Genomic DNA, 18603 nt, shown 5'->3' with positions numbered 1-18603 from the left:
GGAAGTGCTGACCGATGACAGCAAGGCTTGAAGACATCAAGAACGGCGCATCGGTGCGGGGAATTGCCTCGATCCAACCCGTGCAGGTCGTGTCAGTGGACTGGATCGGCGATCAGGCAATCAACGTCGTCTATCGCGACCACAACGGCACGGTGGCTGAAGCTGTCCTTTATCGAGACGATGAGCATCGTCTTGATGTCGAGCAGAACGGACGGCCCTGGTCGTTCGACGCGGATGGTGCCCTGCTGCGCCTGGTGACGGAAGCCAACCGCATCAAGCTGGCGCATTTTTTCGACCCGTATCTGGCGATCCACACGAGCCTCGTCGATCCGCTGCCACACCAGATTTCGGCGGTCTATGGCGAGATGCTGCCGCGGCAGCCGCTTCGCTTCCTGCTCGCCGACGATCCCGGTGCCGGCAAGACAATCATGGCAGGCCTGCTCATCAAGGAACTTATCGCCCGCAGCGATCTCGAACGCTGTCTCGTCGTTGCGCCGGGCAGCTTGGTCGAACAGTGGCAGGACGAACTCGGCCAGAAGTTCAATCTCGAATTCGACATCCTGTCCCGTGACATGATCGAGAACTCGCGGTCAGGCAATCCGTTCAGCGACCGGGATCGGCTGATCGTCCGCCTCGACGTGCTGGCGCGCAACGAGGAGCTTCAGGAGAAGCTCATGAGCGCCCGTGAATGGGACCTGATCATCTGCGACGAAGCCCACCGCATGTCAGCCACCTATTTCGGGGGCGAGGTCAAATATACGCGGCGCTATCAGGTCGGCCAGAAGCTCGGCCAGGTCTGCCGGCATCTGCTGCTCATGTCGGCGACACCGCACAACGGCAAGGAAGAGGATTTCCAGCTCTTCATGGCCCTGCTCGATGGCGATCGGTTCGAGGGCAGGTTCCGGGACGGCGTCCACTATGCCGACACCGAAGACATGATGCGGCGGCTGACCAAGGAGGAACTGCTCAAGTTCGATGGCCGGCCGCTCTTCCCCGAGCGGCGGGCGCGCACGGTCAAGTATCAGCTCTCGGAAGGAGAAGCCGCGCTCTACACCGCCGTCACCGAATATGTTCGCACCGAGATGAACCGTGTGCAGCGCTTCGCCGAGGGAGACGGGAAGAAGCGCAACAATGTCGGCTTTGCCTTGCAGATCCTGCAGCGGCGTCTCGCCTCATCGCCGGCCGCCATCTACCAGTCGCTCAAGCGCCGGCGCGAACGGCTGGAAAACGAGTTGGGCGAAGCGCGCCTTGCCGCCAAGGGCCGCCGGGCCGGTTTCGACGAGCCGACTATCAACACCGACATGCTGGGCAACATGGAGGAATACGGGCAGGAGGAAATAGACGAGCTCGAGGATCTGATCTCGACCGGCGCGACAACAGCCGAGACGGTCGAGCAACTTGCACTGGAGGTTGAGACGCTGAAGGGCCTGGAGTCTATGGCACTTGGCGTGCTGCGTTCGGGCGTGGACACGAAGTGGAGCCAGCTCAATCGTATTCTTGACGACGACCTCATGATCGACGCCGCCGGCAATCGCCGCAAGCTGATCATCTTCACCGAACCCAAGGACACCTTGCACTACCTGCTCGACAAGGTGCGGGCTCGGCTCGGTAACACGCAAGCCGTGGAAGTGATCCACGGCGGCGTCTCGCGCGAGGAACGGCGCAAGGTTGTCGAGCGGTTCATGCAGGACAAGGACATGCTGGTCCTGATCGCCAACGACGCGGCCGGCGAGGGCGTGAACCTCCAGCGCGGCCACCTGATGGTGAACTACGACCTGCCGTGGAATCCGAACAAGATCGAGCAGCGGTTCGGCCGCATCCACCGCATCGGCCAGACCGAGGTTTGCCACCTCTGGAATCTCGTCGCGGCCGACACGCGCGAGGGCGAGGTTTATGCGCGGCTGCTTGAAAAGCTGGAAGCCGCGCGCGAAGCCCTCGGCGGGCGCGTCTATGATGTACTTGGCGAGCTGTTCGAGGGAACGGCGCTCAAGGATCTACTGTTCGAAGCCATCCAGTATGGCGAGCAGGAAGACGTCAAGGCGCGCCTCTTCCAGCAGGTCGATGGCGCCGTCGATCAGGGGCATCTGCTGGAACTGTTGCGCCGCCGGGCGCTGTCCAACGACACCATGCCGGAGGGGAAGGTCGAGGAGTTGCGACTCGAAATGGAGCGCGCAGAAGCGTTGCGCCTGCAGCCGCACCACATCCAGAGCTTCTTCGTCGAAGCGTTCCAGCATCTGGGCGGTCGTCTCAAGCGCCGCGAGGAGGGCCGCTGGGAGATCACCCATGTGCCCGCGCGCATCCGCGAGCGTGATCGTCAGATCGGCACCGGGGCACCGATCCAGAAGCAGTATGAGCGCATCTGCTTCGAAAAGGACAAGATCAACCAGCAGCCCGTTGCCGCCTTCGTCTGCCCCGGCCACCCACTACTCGAAGCTGTGATCAGCCTGATCCGAGAACAGTATGAGCAGATCATGCGGCAAGGCGCGATCCTTGTGGACGACACGGATTCGGGCGACGCATTGTCAGCGATCTTCCTGCTGGAGCACACGGTCCAGGACGGTCGCGTGACCAGCGCCGGCAAGCCGCATGTGATTTCGCAGCGGCTTCAGTTCGCCGCTATCGACAAGACCGGCCAGACCATCAACGCGGGGATTGCGCCGCACCTCAACCTTCGACCAGCCACGGCCGAGGAGGTTGCCAGTGTCAGCGACCTCCTGGCTGAAGACTGGCTGACCACCGAACTGGAAAAAGCGGCTGTCCGGTTCGCAACGGTGGAGCTTGCCCAGCGCCATGTCGCCGAGGTCAAGGCGCGACGCCTGCCCGAGATCGAAAAGGTCGAGCGGGAAGTCCGCGCGCGGCTGAAGAAGGAAATCAACTATTGGGACTCGCGCGCCTTCGAATTGAAGGAAGAGGAGCGGGCCGGCAAGAAGACGCGGGTCAACTGGCAGAACGCGCAGCGCCGGGCCGAGGAACTGGCGGAACGTCAGAAACGCCGCATGGATCAACTCGAACGTGAGCGTTTCATTTCATCGCAGCCCCCGCGCGTGCGGGGCGGCATGGTCGTCATCCCGCGCGGGCTTCTGGACGCGCGCCAGACCCCCACCTCACCGGGTGTGCCGAACCATTTCGCGGAAGACCCCGCCGCGCGCCGTGCGATCGAACTTGCCGCGATGGAGGCCGTCATGGCGGCCGAGCGCGCCTTGGGCAACGAGCCCACCGACGTATCCGCGCAGAAGATCGGCTACGACATCGCTTCGCTCGATCCCCGCGCCGGGCATCTGCGCTTCATCGAGGTCAAGGGCCGCATCGACGGCGCCGACACGGTGATGTTGACCCGGCAGGAGATCATCACCTCGCTGCACGAACCGGGCAAATACGTCCTGGCCATCGTCCAGATCGACAGCGGCTTTGCCCGTGAGCCGCGATATGTCCGGGGGGCGTTGTCGGAGCACGAGCCCGCGTTCGAACACACCGCGATCCAGTTTAATCTAAAGCGCCTGCTTGAGCGGGCAGAGGTGCCCGCATGACCCAACCCTACAAGAAGAAACTGATCGAAGTCGCCATCCCGCTCGAGGCCATCAACGCCGCCTCGGCTCGGGAGAAGTCGATCCGGCATGGGCACCCCTCCACCCTGCATCTGTGGTGGGCGCGGCGGCCGTTGGCGGCGTGCCGGGCGGTGCTGTTTGCGCAGCTGGTGGACGATCCCTCCAGCCTCCCCGACCAGTTCCCCACCCATGAGGATCAGGAGCGCGAGCGGCAGCGGCTGTTTGCCATCATCGAGGACCTGGTGAAATGGGAGAACTCGACCAACGAGGAGGTGCTGGAACGCGCGCGGGCGGAAATCCGACGCTCGTGCGGCGGGGTGCTGCCGCCGGTCTATGACCCGTTCTCGGGCGGCGGGTCGATCCCGCTCGAGGCGCAGCGGCTGGGCCTGCCGGCCTATGGGTCCGACCTGAACCCGGTGGCGGTGATGATCGGCAAGGCGATGATCGAGATCCCACCGAAGTTCAAGGACATGCCCCCGATCCACCCCGGCATCAAGGAACGGTCGTTCTATCGCAACGCCGAGGGGCTGGCCGAGGATGTGAAATATTACGGCGAATGGATGCGCGAGAAGGCGTGGGAGCGTATCGGGCATCTTTACCCGCAGGTGGACCTGCCAAAGGAGTATGGAGGAGGAAAGGCGACGGTGATCGCCTGGATCTGGGCGCGGACGGTGCCGAGCCCAGACCCGGCATTCGCGGATGTGCAGGTGCCGATTGCATCGAGCTTTCTGCTGAGTTCCAAGGCCGGACGCGAGGCTTGGGTCGAGCCCGTCGTGGACCGTCACGCCAAGACCATCAGCTATCGCATCCGGCAGGGCGGAACGAAGGCCGAGCTTGCGGCGGCGAAAGAGGGCACCAAGGCCGGTCGTGGAGCCAACTTCCGTTGCATCATCTCGGATACGGCAATCACGCCGGACTATGTGAAAGCCAAGGGCAAGGCCGGCCAAATGGGGCAGACCCTGATTGCCATCGTGGCCGAGGGCAACCGCAGCCGCGCCTATGTCGAACCGAAGGCCGATCATGCCGAACTGGCGCTTTCCGCCAAGCCGGAATGGTCGCCGGAAACGCCCCTGCCGAGCGATCCGCGCAATTTCTGGACGGTGGATTACGGACTTGATACGTTCGGAAAACTGTTCACCAACCGCCAGCTTGTCGCGTTGAACACGTTCAGCGATCTGGTGCATGAGGCGCGGGCGCAGGTTCAGGCCGACGCCCTCGCCGCCGGGATGCCCCCCGACGAAACCCCGCTCCGCGACGGCGGCAAGGGCGCAAAAGCCTATGCCGAGGCGGTGAGCGTGTATCTGGGTTTTGGCGTTAGCCGCCTGTCTGATATTCAAAACTCACTTTGCCGTTGGGAGTCATCGAAGACACAAGTTCGGAACTTGTTTGGCCGACAGGCCATCCCGATGCTGTGGGACTTTGGCGAGAACAATGCATTCGCCGATGCCGCTGGAGATTACCGAACAAGCCTTGGCAGTATCGTCAAAGTCATTGAACGCTTCAGCCCTCGTGCAGATGGACTAGAGCGAAACCACGACGCTCAAACGGTTGACTACCCCGTTGGGACGGTTATTTCGACTGATCCACCTTACTATGATAATATCGGCTATGCCGATCTTTCGGACTTTTTCTTCTGTTGGCTAAAGCCCGCGCTTCGCCCAGTTTATCCAGATATTTTCGGGGTGCTAGCAACCCCCAAGGCTGAGGAACTCGTCGCGACGCCATATCGGCATGGCGGCAGAGATGCGGCCGAGGCATTTTTCATGGACGGCATGGGAAAAGCTATCGCAAATATGGCGCAACAGTCGTCTGATGCCTTCCCCGCCTCGATCTATTACGCATTCAAGCAGAGCGAGATAGACCAAGAAGGCATCAGTTCCACCGGCTGGGCAACCTTTCTGCAAGCCGTGGTCGAGGCCGGTTATGCCGTCGTCGGCACATGGCCGATGCGCACCGAAATGGCGAACCGGATGATCGCCGCGGGCACCAACGCCCTCGCCAACTCGGTCGTGCTTGTCTGCCGCAAGAAGGAGGCCTCCGCCGAGGTCATCACCCGGGCCGAGTTCATCCGCGCGTTGAGGCGCGAACTGCCCCCGGCCATCGCCGAGCTTCAGGCCGCCAACATCGCCCCCGCCGACATGCCGCAATCGGCCATCGGCCCCGGCATGGGCGTGTTCTCGCGCTACCGGGCCGTGCTGGAATCCGACGACAGCCCGATGAGCGTCAAGACCGCGCTGCAACTGATCAACCGGGAACTGGACGAATATCTCGGCGGCATCGAGGGCGAGTTCGATTCTGAGTCCCGCTTTGCCATCACCTGGTTCCAGCAGAACGGCAACGGCAAGGGGGATTACGGCGTGGCCGACAACCTCGCCCGCGCGCGCGGCATTTCGGTCGAAAGCGTCAAGCACGCCGGAATCGTCGAAAGCGCGGCAGGCAAGGTCCGCATCCTGACCCGCGACGAACTTGCCGAGGATTGGGAGCCGGAGAGCGACGGCCACCTGACGGTGTGGGAATGCCTCCAGCACCTCGTCAAGGCGCATGAGCGGGACGGCATCTCGCACGATGCCGCCGTGTTGCTGAAAAAGATCGGCAGCCAGGCCGAGGCGGTGAAAGACCTAGCCTATTGCCTTTACGACATCAGCGCGAACAAGCGGAAGGATGCGAAGGAGGCCACGGCCTACAACGCCCTGATCGCCGACTGGGCCGAACTGACGAAGGCGGCTGCGGGCATTCACGACACAAGCGGGGATCGCCAGATCCGTATGGGATTCTGAGGGGAGCCAGAACATGGCCAAAAGCACGCGGCAATATGTATTCGAGGGGATGGAACTGATCCCGACGGCGCTGATCCCCTTTGTCGAGAAGCGGCTGGAAACCGCGATCAAGGGGCATTGGCAGCTTGAGGTGGTCCAGCGCGTTCAGGGGTTGCGCCCGAACTCGACCGGGAATGTGGGCTGGGACCAGCAGGGCTTGCTCAAGACCATGATGGCCTTCTGGAAGGAGGCGTTCGCCACGGTCCTCGGGCACCCGGAGCGGTCCTATGTGTCCGAGCTGCTGGATGTGCGCAACAAGCTCTCGCACAACGAGCCGTTCACCTATGACGATGCCGAGCGCGCGCTGGACAGCATGCGCCGCCTGATGGAAGCGATCAGCGCCGGAGAGGTCGCCGCCGAGATCGGCAAGATGCGCGACACCATCCTGCGCACGAAATTCACCGAACTGGCGCGCAACGAGGAGCGGCGCAAAAGCCAGCGGCTGGAAATCTCGGTCGAGACGGTGGCGGGCCTGCTGCCGTGGCGCGAGGTGGTCGAGCCGCACCAGGATGTGGCGACGGGGGAGTTCCAGCAGGCCGAGTTCGCGGCCGACCTCGCCAAGGTGCATACGGGCAGCGCGCCGGCCGAGTATCGCGATCCGAAGCAGTTTTTCAGCCGGACCTATCTGACCGAAGGATTGAGCACGCTGCTAATCGGCGCGGCCAAGCGCCTTGCGGGTGCTGGCGGGGATCCGGTGGTCGAGTTGCAAACGAATTTCGGCGGCGGCAAGACACACTCGATGTTGGCGCTTTACCACATGGCGGGGCCGACGCCGGTTCAGGACTTGTCGGGGCTGGACCAGTTGCTCGACAAGCAGGGGCTGAGCGTTCCGAAGGCTATCCGCCGCGCGGTGCTGGTCGGCACGTCGCGGGGACCGCAAGACGTGCTGAACGCCGAGGGTGGCCGGAAGATCCGCACGACCTGGGGCGAATTGGCATGGCAGCTTGGCGGGCCGGAAGGCTTCGACATGGTGGCGGAGAATGACGCCAGCGGCATTGCGCCGGGCTCGAACCTGCTTGAGGCGCTCTTCAAGACATACGCGCCCTGCCTGATCCTGATCGACGAATGGGTCGCCTATCTGCGGCAGATCTACAAGGTCGAGGGGCTGCCGTCCGGTTCGTTCGACGCGAACCTGTCTTTCGTCCAGTCGCTGACCGAGGCGGTCAAGGCCAGCCCCGGCACTCTGCTGGTGGCGTCCTTGCCAGCGTCGCAGATCGAGGTCGGCGGCGAAGGTGGGCAAGAAGCACTTGCCCGCCTCAAGCAGACCTTCAGCCGCGTGGAGTCCTCATGGCGACCGGCAAGCCAGGAAGAAAGCTATGAGATCGTCCGGCGGCGGCTGTTCAAGGAAATCCCCGGCGACAAGTTCCATCACCGCGACAACACGCTGAAGCAGTTCGCCAAGCTGTACCGGGAAAACGCCAACGACTTCCCGCAGGGTTGTGCCGACGAAGATTACCGGCGCAAGCTGGAAAAAGCCTATCCGATCCATCCCGAACTGTTCGATCAGCTTTATACGAGTTGGGGATCGCTGGAAAAATTCCAGCGCACACGCGGCGTGTTGCGCCTGATGGCGCAGGCCATTCACGAGCTTTGGATGAGCGGTGACCCCTCGGTGATGATCATGCCCGGCAGCGTGTCGGTCAGTTCGCCGCGCGTTGAGCCGGAGTTGCTGCATTATCTCGACGTGACCTGGCAGTCGATCATCGCCGGCGATGTCGATGGCACGGCATCCACGCCATACAAGATCGACCAGTCGGCACCGAACCTGAACCGCTATTCGGCGACTCGGCGCGTTGCGCGCACGATCTTCATGGGCACAGCTCCGACGCACCAGCAGCAGAATACCGGCCTCGACGACAAGCAGATCAATCTCGGGGTCGTGCAGCCGGGCGAGCGTCCGGCGATCTTCGGCGATGCACTGCGGCGGTTGACCAACCAGGCGAAGTTCATGCACGCCGATCTTGGCCGCTACTGGTACTCGATGTCGGCGAGCCTCAACCGTATCGCAGCGGATAAGGCGGCACAGATTGAAGCGGCACTGGTCGATGTGACAATCGACGCGGAACTCGGGAAATATGTAAATGGCCTCGCCGATCGCGGGCATTTCGACGCGGTTCAGGTCGCGCCGGCCTCGTCAGCCGAAGTCCCCGATGAGGCGGGCGGCGTGCGTGCCGTTGTGCTGGGGGTCCAGCATCCGCATAACGGGCGCGACGGTTCGGACGCGCTGGTCGAGGCGAAAGACATCTTGATGCAGCGCGGCAGCACGCCGCGCGTCTATCGCAACATGCTGGTATTCATCGCTGCGGAAAGTCGGCAACTCGATAATCTGAAGGATGCCGTGCGCGCCTCCCTTGCCTGGGGCGAGATCGTCCGTGACACCGAGCGGCTCAACCTCACCCAGAGCGACAGTGCGCTGGCCAAGACACAACTGTCGGAGGCCAACGAGACGATGAAGACGCGCCTGAAAGAGGCATGGTGCTATCTGCACTATCCGACCCAGGAGAGCGCCCAGGCTGACTGGGAATGGGTGTCGGGCAAAATTCCGGCGCAGGACGGGCTGCTGGCGCGCGCCAGCAAGAAGCTGGTCGCCGAAGAAGGCTTGCTCGTGGAACTGGGGCCGTCTCGCCTCGACCGTGATCTCCAGAAATACATCTGGAACGGCAAGCCCCATCTGTCCCTGAAGGAACTGCGAGAGTTTCTCAATCGCTACATCTATCTTCCGCGCATCAAAAGCCAGGAGGTGCTGATCAAGGCCGTGCAGGCTGCCGTGAGCGGCATTCTGCCCGGCCCCTTTGCCTATGCCGAGCGGTGGGACGAGAAGACAGGCACCTATCTGGGTCTCGCGATCTCACACGCTGGCAACGCCGTTGTGGTCATCGATAGCGACAGCATTATTGTGAAACCGGATGTTGCGGAAACACATAGACCGTCGCCAGTGCCGCCTGAGCCGACCGGTAATCCCGACGAGGCGACCGAGACCTCAGGGGAAACTAGCGGTAGCCAGAACACCGGCGGTACATCAGAATCCACCACCACGGAAAAGAGGCCGACCCGATTTGCCGGAACGGTGATGGTATCTGCCGAGAGGCCGGCGCGGGACATGCACCAGATCGTTGAGGCCATCGTCGAACAACTCACCATCATTCCCGGTAGCGATGTGAAGTTGAGGCTCGAAATCGAAGCCGAGGTCCCTTCTGGCCTCGATCGGGCAAAGGTCAGAACGCTGGTCGAAAACGCCAACACACTCGGGTTCATCGAAAAGTCGGTCGAATAGTCGAGATGGGTTGCTCGTCGTCCCGCAGGTAAGAATGATGGTACAAATTGGCCACGGCAGCGGTGGCGTGATTCAGAAAGTAGGGATACGTGTCGGAAGGACCGATCGAGACAGCATTGGCGGAACTGTCGCGGCTGCGGGACGATGATAACGCGCGCGGCGAGATTCTCGACCGCGCAAGCTTTACGATGCTGCATCGGCCTGCATTGGGTGGGCGTCTGGTCGCGAAGCTCTGCGCCACGGAGGAGAGTGCCCCGGAGCTGGAGCCACTCACCGAATTGCTGGCATCGGCACTGAGTGCCGCGCGTATCGCCAAGGAGAACCGAAAGAAGCGCGGCGATGCCTTTCTTGAGGCGGTGGCGGACGCGGTCGAACTGGCTTCTGGCCAGGGGCGCCTGAGCCCCTTCCACCGCCTGCTTCTTGCAAGCGCATGGACGAGGAACGGACTGCCCGCACCCGCATCTCTGGAGGTTTCTTCCGCCGATATGATGCGCGCAGCGCCCGATCCTGCTCCGCAGGATTTTATCGCGGCGGAGGCGGCGCTGGAAGATCTGTTCCGCAGTCTGATCGAGCAGACCGAGGGCGATGCGCTCGCGCTGCATGCAGCGCTGACCGAGACGTTCCCGGCAATGCCGTCGGCAATGCGTCAGCACGTCATTGCATGGTCGGTTGGACGATCGGAGCCGATCCACGTGAAGCTGGCATGTTTCTGGCTGCTCGATCCGTCAGCGCAGATCCGCGCTGCGGCTGCATGGGCGCTGAGCGAACGCGCCACCGCCGGCACGCTGTCGGAAGAGGTTGCAGGCAAGATGGTGATCCTGCGCAGCTGGATGCCTCAGGACGAGGCCCGCGCCTCGGTGGACAAGGCATTGAAACTCGCCATGCGGTCGGGCCTGGTGACCGGCGCATCAGCCAAGCCGTGGACCATCAATTCGGTCATGGCCACACTGCCCGATGGCGGCGGCGCGCAAAGCCTCATGATCGCGCTGCAATCGGGCGGAAGCCGCAAGACCGCGATGCTGCTCTTCAAGCAGGGCCACGGGGTCAAGGACGCCTATGCCGTGCCCTGCACGTCGGCGAGCGAACAGAAGGCGCTGATCAGCCGCATCAGCCAGGAAACCGGCGCGGTCAAGGTGCCCCTCTCCTGGCTCGAAGGCAGCCTCGCCATGGCGCTGGCCGATGGCCTGGCAGCAGGGCTGCCCCCGGCCCCGGGACTCATCGAGGTGGCGGAACTCTGCGGCCTCGACAAGCTGCGACCTGAAGCCGTCACGACCGAAGCCATGATCTCTGCCTTGCCCGCGTCGGAACGTATACGCGACCTCTCGGCGCAGGCGCGAGGCAAGCTGATCAATGCCAGCGAAGGCTGGTGGGATCGTCATGAGATCGTCCAGAGCTGGTTCGAGGAAAGCGATCATGCGCATGAGGTGCTCGAGGGCCGCCACAGCCCGCGCGCGCTGGACTCGGCGCTGTGGCGATGGCTCGAGACCCGACGCGACTTCTGGGCGCGACTTGTCGCGCGGGCGGCCGATGTGCTGACGGCGGCCGACCACCCGGACGCCAACAGCTTCACGGCCACGGCTGTGGCGCTCCTCGAAGGACGCGATCTGAAGAGGATCCCGGTCATGGCCGATGTCCACGACCAGACAGTCGAGGCATGGGTATTCGACGACCCGGACGTGAATCCGGACGCCACGCTCGAGGAATGGGCGGAAGAGGCGGAGGCATGTACGCCAAAGCCGGAGCGGAAGGGCGAACTGGCACGCCTCGTGAAGGGCTCGGCGATCACGGCGGATTGGATCGACGGGTTCCTGATGTCGGTCACCATCGCGCCGAAGGTGATCGCGCCCAACAGGTGGTTGCCCGAAATCCTCGGCAGCGCCATTGGAAACCTGACGCCGGACAGTATCCAGCGCTTCGCCGATCTGATCCTGATGCGCGCGAACGCCTGCGTAGACCAAGCGAACAAGCCTGCGGAATTCACGGCCGCAATGTCCGGGCGCAGCCAGATGGCCATGCGGAACTGGGCGGCCGGGTTCAGCCATGCCTGCGAGCACTTTCGATCGTCCTGGCCTGCGAAGTCCACGGCCCCGGACGATCGGGCGATGATGCAGCGCGCTGCCGATGCGATGGCCACGGGCTTCAGCGCGGCCGAATTGAAGAGTCTCGGCCAGTGGATCGCTGCACGTCATGATCGAAACAGGGGTTCCTGATAGTTGTTTCCACTGCAAATGTCGTCCGAAGGGGCGAGCGCCTGGGCTATCGCGGCGCGCATCCGGCGGAGGTGAGACTATCCGTCGGATCTGAAGGTGGTTGCTGTTCGAGAGCACGCGAGCCAGAGGAAAGCCCCACGACATTCTTGCTTCGAGGGTTGCCATCCTCAGAGAGGTGGTTGTGACAGCACAGAAGCTTTCCCCATCGCGCGAGCCATGCTCAACAAGCGTCGGCAGGCCGGGTTATCGTTTTGATCAGACCAGACCACGCTGAACGGCAACACTTCGTCCGCCAGTTGCCGGAATGCGATCCCCGGAAATTGCCCGACGGTGGTGGCTTCGCTCGTCAAGGTGAGGCCACGACCGACCGCGACCAGCGACAGGATGTTGTCGCGGCCCACATGCTGGGAGTGAATGTCAGGGTGATGACCGAGACCGGCAAGGTGAGCGACCAGATAGTCGTGGATCTCCTGGCCCGGTGCGACATCGCTCACGATGAAGCGTTCACCTGTCAGATCAGGCCATCCGAGTTGGGCTTTGGCAGCCAGCGGGTGGTCGGTCGGCAGCACGACAAAGACCCGTTCGCACCAGAGATGCTCCGTTTCGCAGCCATCCCAGCGAGCGGTTCCGGTAATGAAGGCGATGTCCAGGTCCAGCTTCCGGACAGCCGCGACATGCTCGGCAGGATTTCCGTCCATGAGGTCGATCTGAACCGTCGGATGGTGCCTCCCGAACTTCCGCAGGAGGTCAAACAGAAACCCCGACGCCAGCGACGAGAAAATTCCGACCTTGAGCAGTCCCTGGTCAGCCCGGCCAACCGCAGCGACTTTTGTCACGCCGATGTCGATCTGCCGAAGGGCATGCCGGGCGCTGCGCAGAAACTCCTGCCCGGCGACTGTCAGCCGCACCCCGCCCGAATGTCGTATGAAAAGAGAAGCACCCAATTCATCCTCAAGGTCGCGGATCTGGCGGCTGACCGACGATTCATTGATGGCGAGCGCGATTGCTGCCTTGCGGAAACTCCCTTGGTCCGCCGCTGCAAGGAAATGCCGCAGCTGGCGCAACCGGATTGTGTTCTTACCGGCGCTGCCCTCGACAATACGCGCGAGGACGGAGCTACCAGATGGGGCGTCCCTGTTCCGGCGCGCAGGCATGACGCATCATCCCGAACCGCAGTCGGCTTCTGGCCGGCGTTCGGTCGCGGCCTGCCGGCGAAGGCGACGGCGCGTGCCACAAGAGAGGCGCGCACCATGATGCCCAGATTCGTACGCGACCATCTCCCCTCCTCTCCGCCTCAAACTGAATGTCATTCAGTTCTTGGAATGGTGCTGCTTGACAACGGGTCCGTCAACGAAAAAAATAAATCACATTCAGTTTTCACGCACAGTTGCAGCAGGGATCCCGATGGCTCGGCCCAGGAAGGAGCAGGAACTTGATATTCCTCGCCGCGCGGTCGAGGAAACGATCCGCCTGCTGGCACAGCAGGGCGACTTCGGTGTTCCACTGACGGCGGTGGCACAAGCCGTGGGATGCACGGCGCCGGCCCTTTACGGCCATTTCCGTAACAAGAATGCTTTGCTGCGCGCGGCACGTGATGAAGGCTTTGGACGGCTCTACAATGAGAAGTTCGCGGTTTTCGAACAGATGCGAGGCGATCCGTTCGGCTATTTGCGCGATGGCAGCTATGCCTATGCGCGCTTCGCCCTGGAGAACCCCACTCTGTACCGGCTGATGTTCTCACCGCCCCCGAAGCTTGGGGTGAGCGATGATCCGTGGTCAAGCGAAGCGGGTCGTCAGGTCCTGAGTCTGCTGCTGACAGGCCTGCGCTCATCTCAGGAGCATGGTTACTTGCCGGGTGCTGACCTGCAACGCTACGGCTTCATGTTCTGGTCAACGATCCACGGAGCGGTCAGTCTGAACATTCAGAACCGCCTGCTGGACCACGCGGCGAAGTGGGACTCGACGCAGAGCGTGATAGACGCGCTCATGGAGATGATCGCGGCAACCGGCCCGGCCAAACACCCGATCACGTCATGAGCGGATCTTTCGCGCCTTTGCAAAGCCACGATCCGTGGCGATGAACCGCTCCAACATCGGCACGATAAGCCTGACGGGATCGGCGACGGACTGGCCGCTCTCGCGGGCCAGTACCTCGGCATAGGCGATCAGATCGCGGTGAAGCGGCGCGGGCAGTTCCACCGTGATCTTCACGGGCTTGTCGTCCGTCAGCGGGCCGAGTTTCAGCTTGGTCATGGTCAACCTCCTGTCGGCTCGAACACAAGGTCGCGGGTGACGATGATCCTGACCGGGAAACCGGGCCTGATGGTCAGCGTGGGCGCGACCTGCAACTGGCGCTGGACAATCTGCTGGCCTGCCTGATTGACGGTATCCTGCGCCCCGTCGCGGATGGCACGGATCAGCCGGTCCTCGTCGCTCGTCGCCAGCTCCGTGCCGACGGCTAGCAGCGTGGACAGCCCTGCGGCTTTCATCAGATCCCACCAGTGGTAATCGACGCCATCCTCAAGCCCGGCGTAGCCGCTGGCGTCCGCGCCCGGCAGGCGCTCCAGAACGATGGAACGGCCGCCCGGCAGGATCAGGCGGTTCCACACCAGCAACACGCGGCGCTGGCCGAAGGTCACGCCGTCATCGTATTGGCCGATGATGCGCGTTCCCTGCGGGATCAGGAGCAGGCTGCCGGTCGGGCTGTCATAGACGTTCTCCGTCACTTGCGCGGTGATCTGGCCGGGCAGGTCCGAACGGATGCCGGTGATGAGCGCGGCCGGGATCACGGCCCCGGCCTGAAGGATATAGGGCGATGCCGGCGGCGCGACGCGATCCGGCGCAACGGTCTGCCGATCCACTGGGCCGTTGAGGAAATCCGTATGGCGGTTCTGTCCGTCCGGCTGCCCGCCGAGGCCGAGGCCGAGGCCAGCAAGGCCGGACATGGACGTTCCCGACGGGGTTGCCGTGCGCGGGCCGGCCTGGAAGAACACACCGCTCAAGCGTGCGGCTTCTTCCTCGGCGAGACGGCGTTGTTCTTCGGGATCGACGGTCGATGTCGCGATGGTTGACGGCACGACCGGCTGTCCGCGGTTCTGCGCCTCGAGGATCGGACGGCCGAGGTCTCCCGGCAACGCCGGTCCCAAGACCGGGCCGGTATAGTCGCGCGGCAAGCCGGCAAGCCCATCTGCCGTGGGCCGGTTCTCGGTCGAATAGAGTTCTTCGCTTGCCGGTCCTGCATCGCGGGTCTGGAGGGCGTAAATCAGTGCGCCCCCGATGCCGAGAAGCGCGACGGCTCCCACGCCCGCCAGCATCTTGCGCGACAGGCGGGTGACGCGGGGCGGCTCGGCGCGCAACCGCATGGGAGCCGTGGTGTCGGTGCCGCTCATGAGGGTGATCCTCCCGTGGTCGCTCCGGCTGGTTGGGCTGCGGCCTCCGTCTGCTCGACGCGGACGATTCTGACGACCTGCTGGCGGTCGCCAGAGCCAAGGCGCAATTCGGCCGCACCAAACAGCCTGTCCACAATCAGGATGTTCTGATGAATGCGGCTGTTGACGATCTGCGGTTCACCGTCCGACCCAAGGACGAACAGGGGCGGCATCTCGCCCTGAATGATGCCGCGCGGGAAAACGACATAGACACGCCTGCCGTCGTCGAAGACGGAAACCGGCCGCCATGGCGGACTGCTGCCCTGCAACTGCAAGCCGTAACGATAGTTGCGCGCGGCCTCGGCCGGGATGACGGGGGCCGACGGCGCGGTCGCGCGGCTGCCCGGCGGTGGTGCGGGATAGGCCCAGGCGACGGCGGGCATGTAGAGTGCTTCTCGTGCGCGCAGCTCGATCATGTAGATCCGGCGGTCGGTGGTTATGACGAGGTTGGTCGCGATGTCCGGCCGAGTCGGCTTCACCAGCACATGCACCCGGCGGGTCGGGCCGCTGCCGCTCTCGGTGTCACCGATGATCCAGCGGGCAGTATCACCGGCGGCAATCGGTCCCGCGCCGGTCAGGCTCTCGCCCGGCTCCAGCGCAATGGTCGTGATCTGCCCGACGGCGGCATAGACTTGATAAAGCGCGCCTTCGCTCCACGGATAGATCTGGATGGCATTGTAGTAGCCTTCCCGGCGCGGCTCGACGCGGGCCGCGGCATTGGCGTTCTCGACGCGGGCCGTGGCCGTGCCGGCAGCCTCGCCGCCCCGCGCCACAGTCCAGGCGGGCGGGACATGCAGCGGCCGGGGCGTTGTGTCGGTCGCAGCCGCCTGCACGGTCGGCAAGGGCGGCACATCGGCATCGTAGCTGAACTGCGGCGTCCGATTGGTCGCGCAGCCGGCCAGCATGGTGGCGGAAAGCAGCAAAGCCGCACAGGGTTTACGGAAAACCGGAAAGGCGGGGTTACTCAGAGACGTGCGGATCATTGGCTCATCTCCCGCGACCAGTTGATCGCGTTGACGTAGATTCCCAGGGGATTGGCGCGCAGCCGCTCGGCGTCCCGCGGGGACTGGATCACGATGGTCAGGATCGCGGTCCATCGCTCGGTGGTGGAGAGCTGGCCGTTCTCGTAGTGGCGTTCGGTCCAGGCTACGCGGAAACTGTCCGGGGACGCCCGGATGATGCTCGACACCTCGACGGCGACCTGCTGTCGACCGACGCGCGTGAACGGATCGTTGGAGCGGGCGTAGTCGTTCAGCGCCGCCGCGCCCCGGTCGGTGGTGAACTCGTAGGCTCTGAGCCAGTTCTGACGGACGACGATGGCGTCGGCCGGGAGCGCGCGCACCTGTTCGATGAAACGGCCGAGGTGGAACGCGATCTGCGGATCGGTCGGTCGATAATCGGCCGCTGCCGGCGCGAGGGCCTGCGCATGGCCGAGATTGTCCACCTGAACCACCCAGGGCACGACGGTTCCGCGCGCCGATTGCCAGACGAGAGCCCCGGCGAAACCTGCCGCGAGGATCAGGGAGCCGAAGGCCATGTAGCGCCAGTTTCGTGCCTGGACGCGGGCAGAGCCGATACGTTCGTCCCAGACCTGCGCGGCGCGCTGATAGGGCGTCTCGGGTTCCGGCACCTTGCCGTAGTGGGTCGTCGGTCGTTTGAAGATGTTCATGTGCGGTCGCTTTCGGAAAGGCTGACGGAGGAGCCGCCACCGTGGCTGTCACCGGACCGGACGGCATGGGCGGCAGCGGTGACGCCATGGCTCATGGCCCGACTGCGGCGCATCTGCTGCGCCCAGGCCGGCGGACCATCGGCGGCTGAGGGTGATGACGGCTCGGGCGAAGGGCCGCCCCCGACCGTGCCCATGGAGGAGCTGCCGCCGGACGCCGCGAACCCGGCTTTTGCGCCATCGGAGTAGCTGGATCTCACACTGTCGGCGGCGCGGGAGGCTGCTCGTTTCAAAGGCGAGATGGCAGCCGAGCCTGCGGCCCGCGCCACACCGCCAAGCCCGGAGGCGACCCCGGCCGCACCGGAGTCGCCCATAGAGCCGAGGGTATAGGCTGACGAGGCTGCACCTGCGGCCGAGGCGCCACCGCGCGCAAGCGCAGCACCGCCCGAGAGTGCGGCACCGCCGCCCCGCGCGGCGAGCATGGTCGCGCCACTGGCAGCGATTGCGGCGCCGCCGACAGCCAGGCCGGTCCCAACAGCGGCACCAGCGCTGAGTTGCGGGCCGCCAGAGACGAGGCCGGTGGCGATGCCGGGGCCGAATATACCGAGACCCAGCAACGACAAAGCCGCCAGCACAATCGCCATCGCGTCGTCGATGGTCGGCGTCGCACCACCGAACCCGGCGGTAAACTGGCCGAAGAGCGTCGAGCCGATCCCGATGATGACGGCGAGAACCAGCACCTTGATGCCGCTCGAGACGACATTGCCCAGGACCCTTTCAGCCATGAAGGCGGTCTTGCCGAAGAGACCGAAGGGGATCAGCACGAAGCCTGCAAGCGTCGTCAGCTTGAACTCGATCAGGGTGACGAAGAGCTGGATCGCCAGGATGAAGAAGGCGAGGATCACCAGTGCCCAGGCGAAGAACAGGCAGAGGATCTGCACGAGGTTTTCAAAGACCGCGATCCAGCCCATGAGATCGGAAATGGATTCGAGCAGCGGGCGCCCGGCATCGAGGCCGATCTGGGCGACGCGGCCAGGGCGCAGGAGATCGGCGGCAGAAAACCCCGTGCCCGAGGCCATGAGGCCGAGGCCGGCGAAGCTCTCGAAGACGATGCGGGCGAGATTGTTCCAGTTGGCGATGATATAGGCGAAGACGCCGACGAAGATCGTCTTCTTCACCAGGCGCGCGATGATGTCGTCGTCGGCGCCCCAGGCCCAGAACAGGGCGGCGAGCGTCACGTCGATGACGATGAGCGTCGTGGCAATAAAGGCAACCTCACCGCCGAGCAGGCCAAAGCCCGAGTCGATGTAGCCGGTGAAGATGCCGAGAAAATTGTCGATGACCCCCGTCCCGCCCATGATTATCGCCCCTCATCCGGGCCAGGCGTCGACGGCGCGGGTGTCCGGCCGAGAAACTGGTCGCGGGTCTCGGCCCAGATGCCCAGGCAGGCGGCATCATTGGCTGCCGCCTCTCCCATCTCCTGACAGCGGCGCTGCCCTTCGCGCAGGGGATCGACCTGACGCGAAAGAGCAGGAGCGGAAGGTGCTGGCGCGGGGGCTTCCTCGCGGGTCATCTCGATGATCGCCGCGGTGATCGCGACGGCGACGAACACGATGGCGGCAATCCGGACCAGCACCTTCCCTTCCATGATCTGCCCTCCCCGG

At 64.0% G+C, this 18603-nt stretch carries 12 protein-coding genes; 5 read left to right on the top strand and 7 right to left on the bottom strand.

Annotated elements, in window-relative coordinates:
- Window positions 1-14 precede the first annotated feature (14 nt).
- From DES43_RS14250 to DES43_RS14235, 4 genes are all read left to right on the top strand, one after another.
- Window positions 15-3527 carry a helicase-related protein gene (locus DES43_RS14250; protein ID WP_035746470.1) on the top strand — a complete coding sequence of 1171 codons (3513 nt, stop codon included), beginning with the start codon at window positions 15-17 and terminating at the stop codon, window positions 3525-3527.
- Window positions 3524-6322, top strand: a complete 2799-nt coding sequence (locus DES43_RS14245; protein WP_133675712.1) for a DUF1156 domain-containing protein — start codon at window positions 3524-3526, stop codon at window positions 6320-6322. The genes DES43_RS14250 and DES43_RS14245 overlap by 4 nt, the downstream gene beginning before the upstream one ends.
- Window positions 6323-6335: 13 nt before the next feature.
- Window positions 6336-9635 (top strand): DUF499 domain-containing protein, encoded by a 3300-nt coding sequence (locus DES43_RS14240; protein WP_035746468.1) that lies wholly within the window; start codon window positions 6336-6338, stop codon window positions 9633-9635.
- 89 nt (window positions 9636-9724) lie between these two features.
- On the top strand, window positions 9725-11845 hold the full coding sequence (locus DES43_RS14235; RefSeq protein WP_035746467.1) for a UPF0149 family protein: 2121 nt from the start codon (window positions 9725-9727) through the stop codon (window positions 11843-11845).
- Window positions 11846-12012: 167 nt separating this feature from the next.
- Here DES43_RS14235 and DES43_RS14230 read toward each other — a convergent pair whose 3' ends face one another.
- Window positions 12013-12999, bottom strand: coding sequence for a LysR family transcriptional regulator (locus DES43_RS14230; RefSeq protein ID WP_051930700.1), 987 nt, complete (start codon window positions 12997-12999; stop codon window positions 12013-12015).
- A gap of 250 nt (window positions 13000-13249) precedes the next feature.
- Here DES43_RS14230 and DES43_RS14225 point away from each other — a divergent pair, with 250 nt between their 5' ends.
- Entirely contained in the window at window positions 13250-13882 is a 633-nt protein-coding gene (locus DES43_RS14225; protein ID WP_133675710.1) for a TetR/AcrR family transcriptional regulator, read from the top strand.
- Here the strand turns inward: DES43_RS14225 and DES43_RS14220 are convergent.
- Genes DES43_RS14220 through trbK-alt form a run of 6 tightly spaced genes read right to left on the bottom strand, consistent with a single transcriptional unit; the run spans window position 13877 to window position 18587 of the window.
- Window positions 13877-14098 carry a DUF2274 domain-containing protein gene (locus DES43_RS14220; protein WP_133675708.1) on the bottom strand — a complete coding sequence of 74 codons (222 nt, stop codon included), beginning with the start codon at window positions 14096-14098 and terminating at the stop codon, window positions 13877-13879. The two genes, DES43_RS14225 and DES43_RS14220, sit on opposite strands and share 6 nt — an antisense overlap.
- 2 nt (window positions 14099-14100) lie before the next feature.
- A complete protein-coding gene (locus DES43_RS14215) occupies window positions 14101-15234 on the bottom strand; it encodes a TraB/TrbI/VirB10 family type IV secretion system protein (protein ID WP_133675705.1) in 1134 nt (377 codons plus the stop codon).
- Window positions 15231-16256 carry a P-type conjugative transfer protein TrbG gene (gene trbG / locus DES43_RS14210; protein ID WP_133675703.1) on the bottom strand — a complete coding sequence of 342 codons (1026 nt, stop codon included), beginning with the start codon at window positions 16254-16256 and terminating at the stop codon, window positions 15231-15233. The genes DES43_RS14215 and trbG overlap by 4 nt, the downstream gene beginning before the upstream one ends.
- Window positions 16253-16942: a conjugal transfer protein TrbF gene (gene trbF, locus DES43_RS14205; protein ID WP_133675701.1), complete on the bottom strand. Its 690-nt coding sequence runs from the start codon at window positions 16940-16942 to the stop codon at window positions 16253-16255. The genes trbG and trbF overlap by 4 nt, the downstream gene beginning before the upstream one ends.
- Window positions 16939-18297: a P-type conjugative transfer protein TrbL gene (gene trbL, locus DES43_RS14200; RefSeq protein ID WP_133675699.1), complete on the bottom strand. Its 1359-nt coding sequence runs from the start codon at window positions 18295-18297 to the stop codon at window positions 16939-16941. Before trbL ends, trbF begins: the two co-directional genes overlap by 4 nt.
- A gap of 2 nt (window positions 18298-18299) precedes the next feature.
- The gene (gene trbK-alt, locus DES43_RS14195) at window positions 18300-18587 is read right to left on the bottom strand and encodes a putative entry exclusion protein TrbK-alt (protein ID WP_035746458.1); all 288 of its coding nucleotides are present in this window, start codon (window positions 18585-18587) and stop codon (window positions 18300-18302) included.
- Window positions 18588-18603 lie beyond the last annotated feature (16 nt).

This window comes from Aquamicrobium defluvii, assembly GCF_004363725.1.
Lineage (GTDB): Bacteria > Pseudomonadota > Alphaproteobacteria > Rhizobiales > Rhizobiaceae > Mesorhizobium > Mesorhizobium defluvii.
This window is presented reverse-complemented; position numbering and strand designations above follow the sequence as displayed.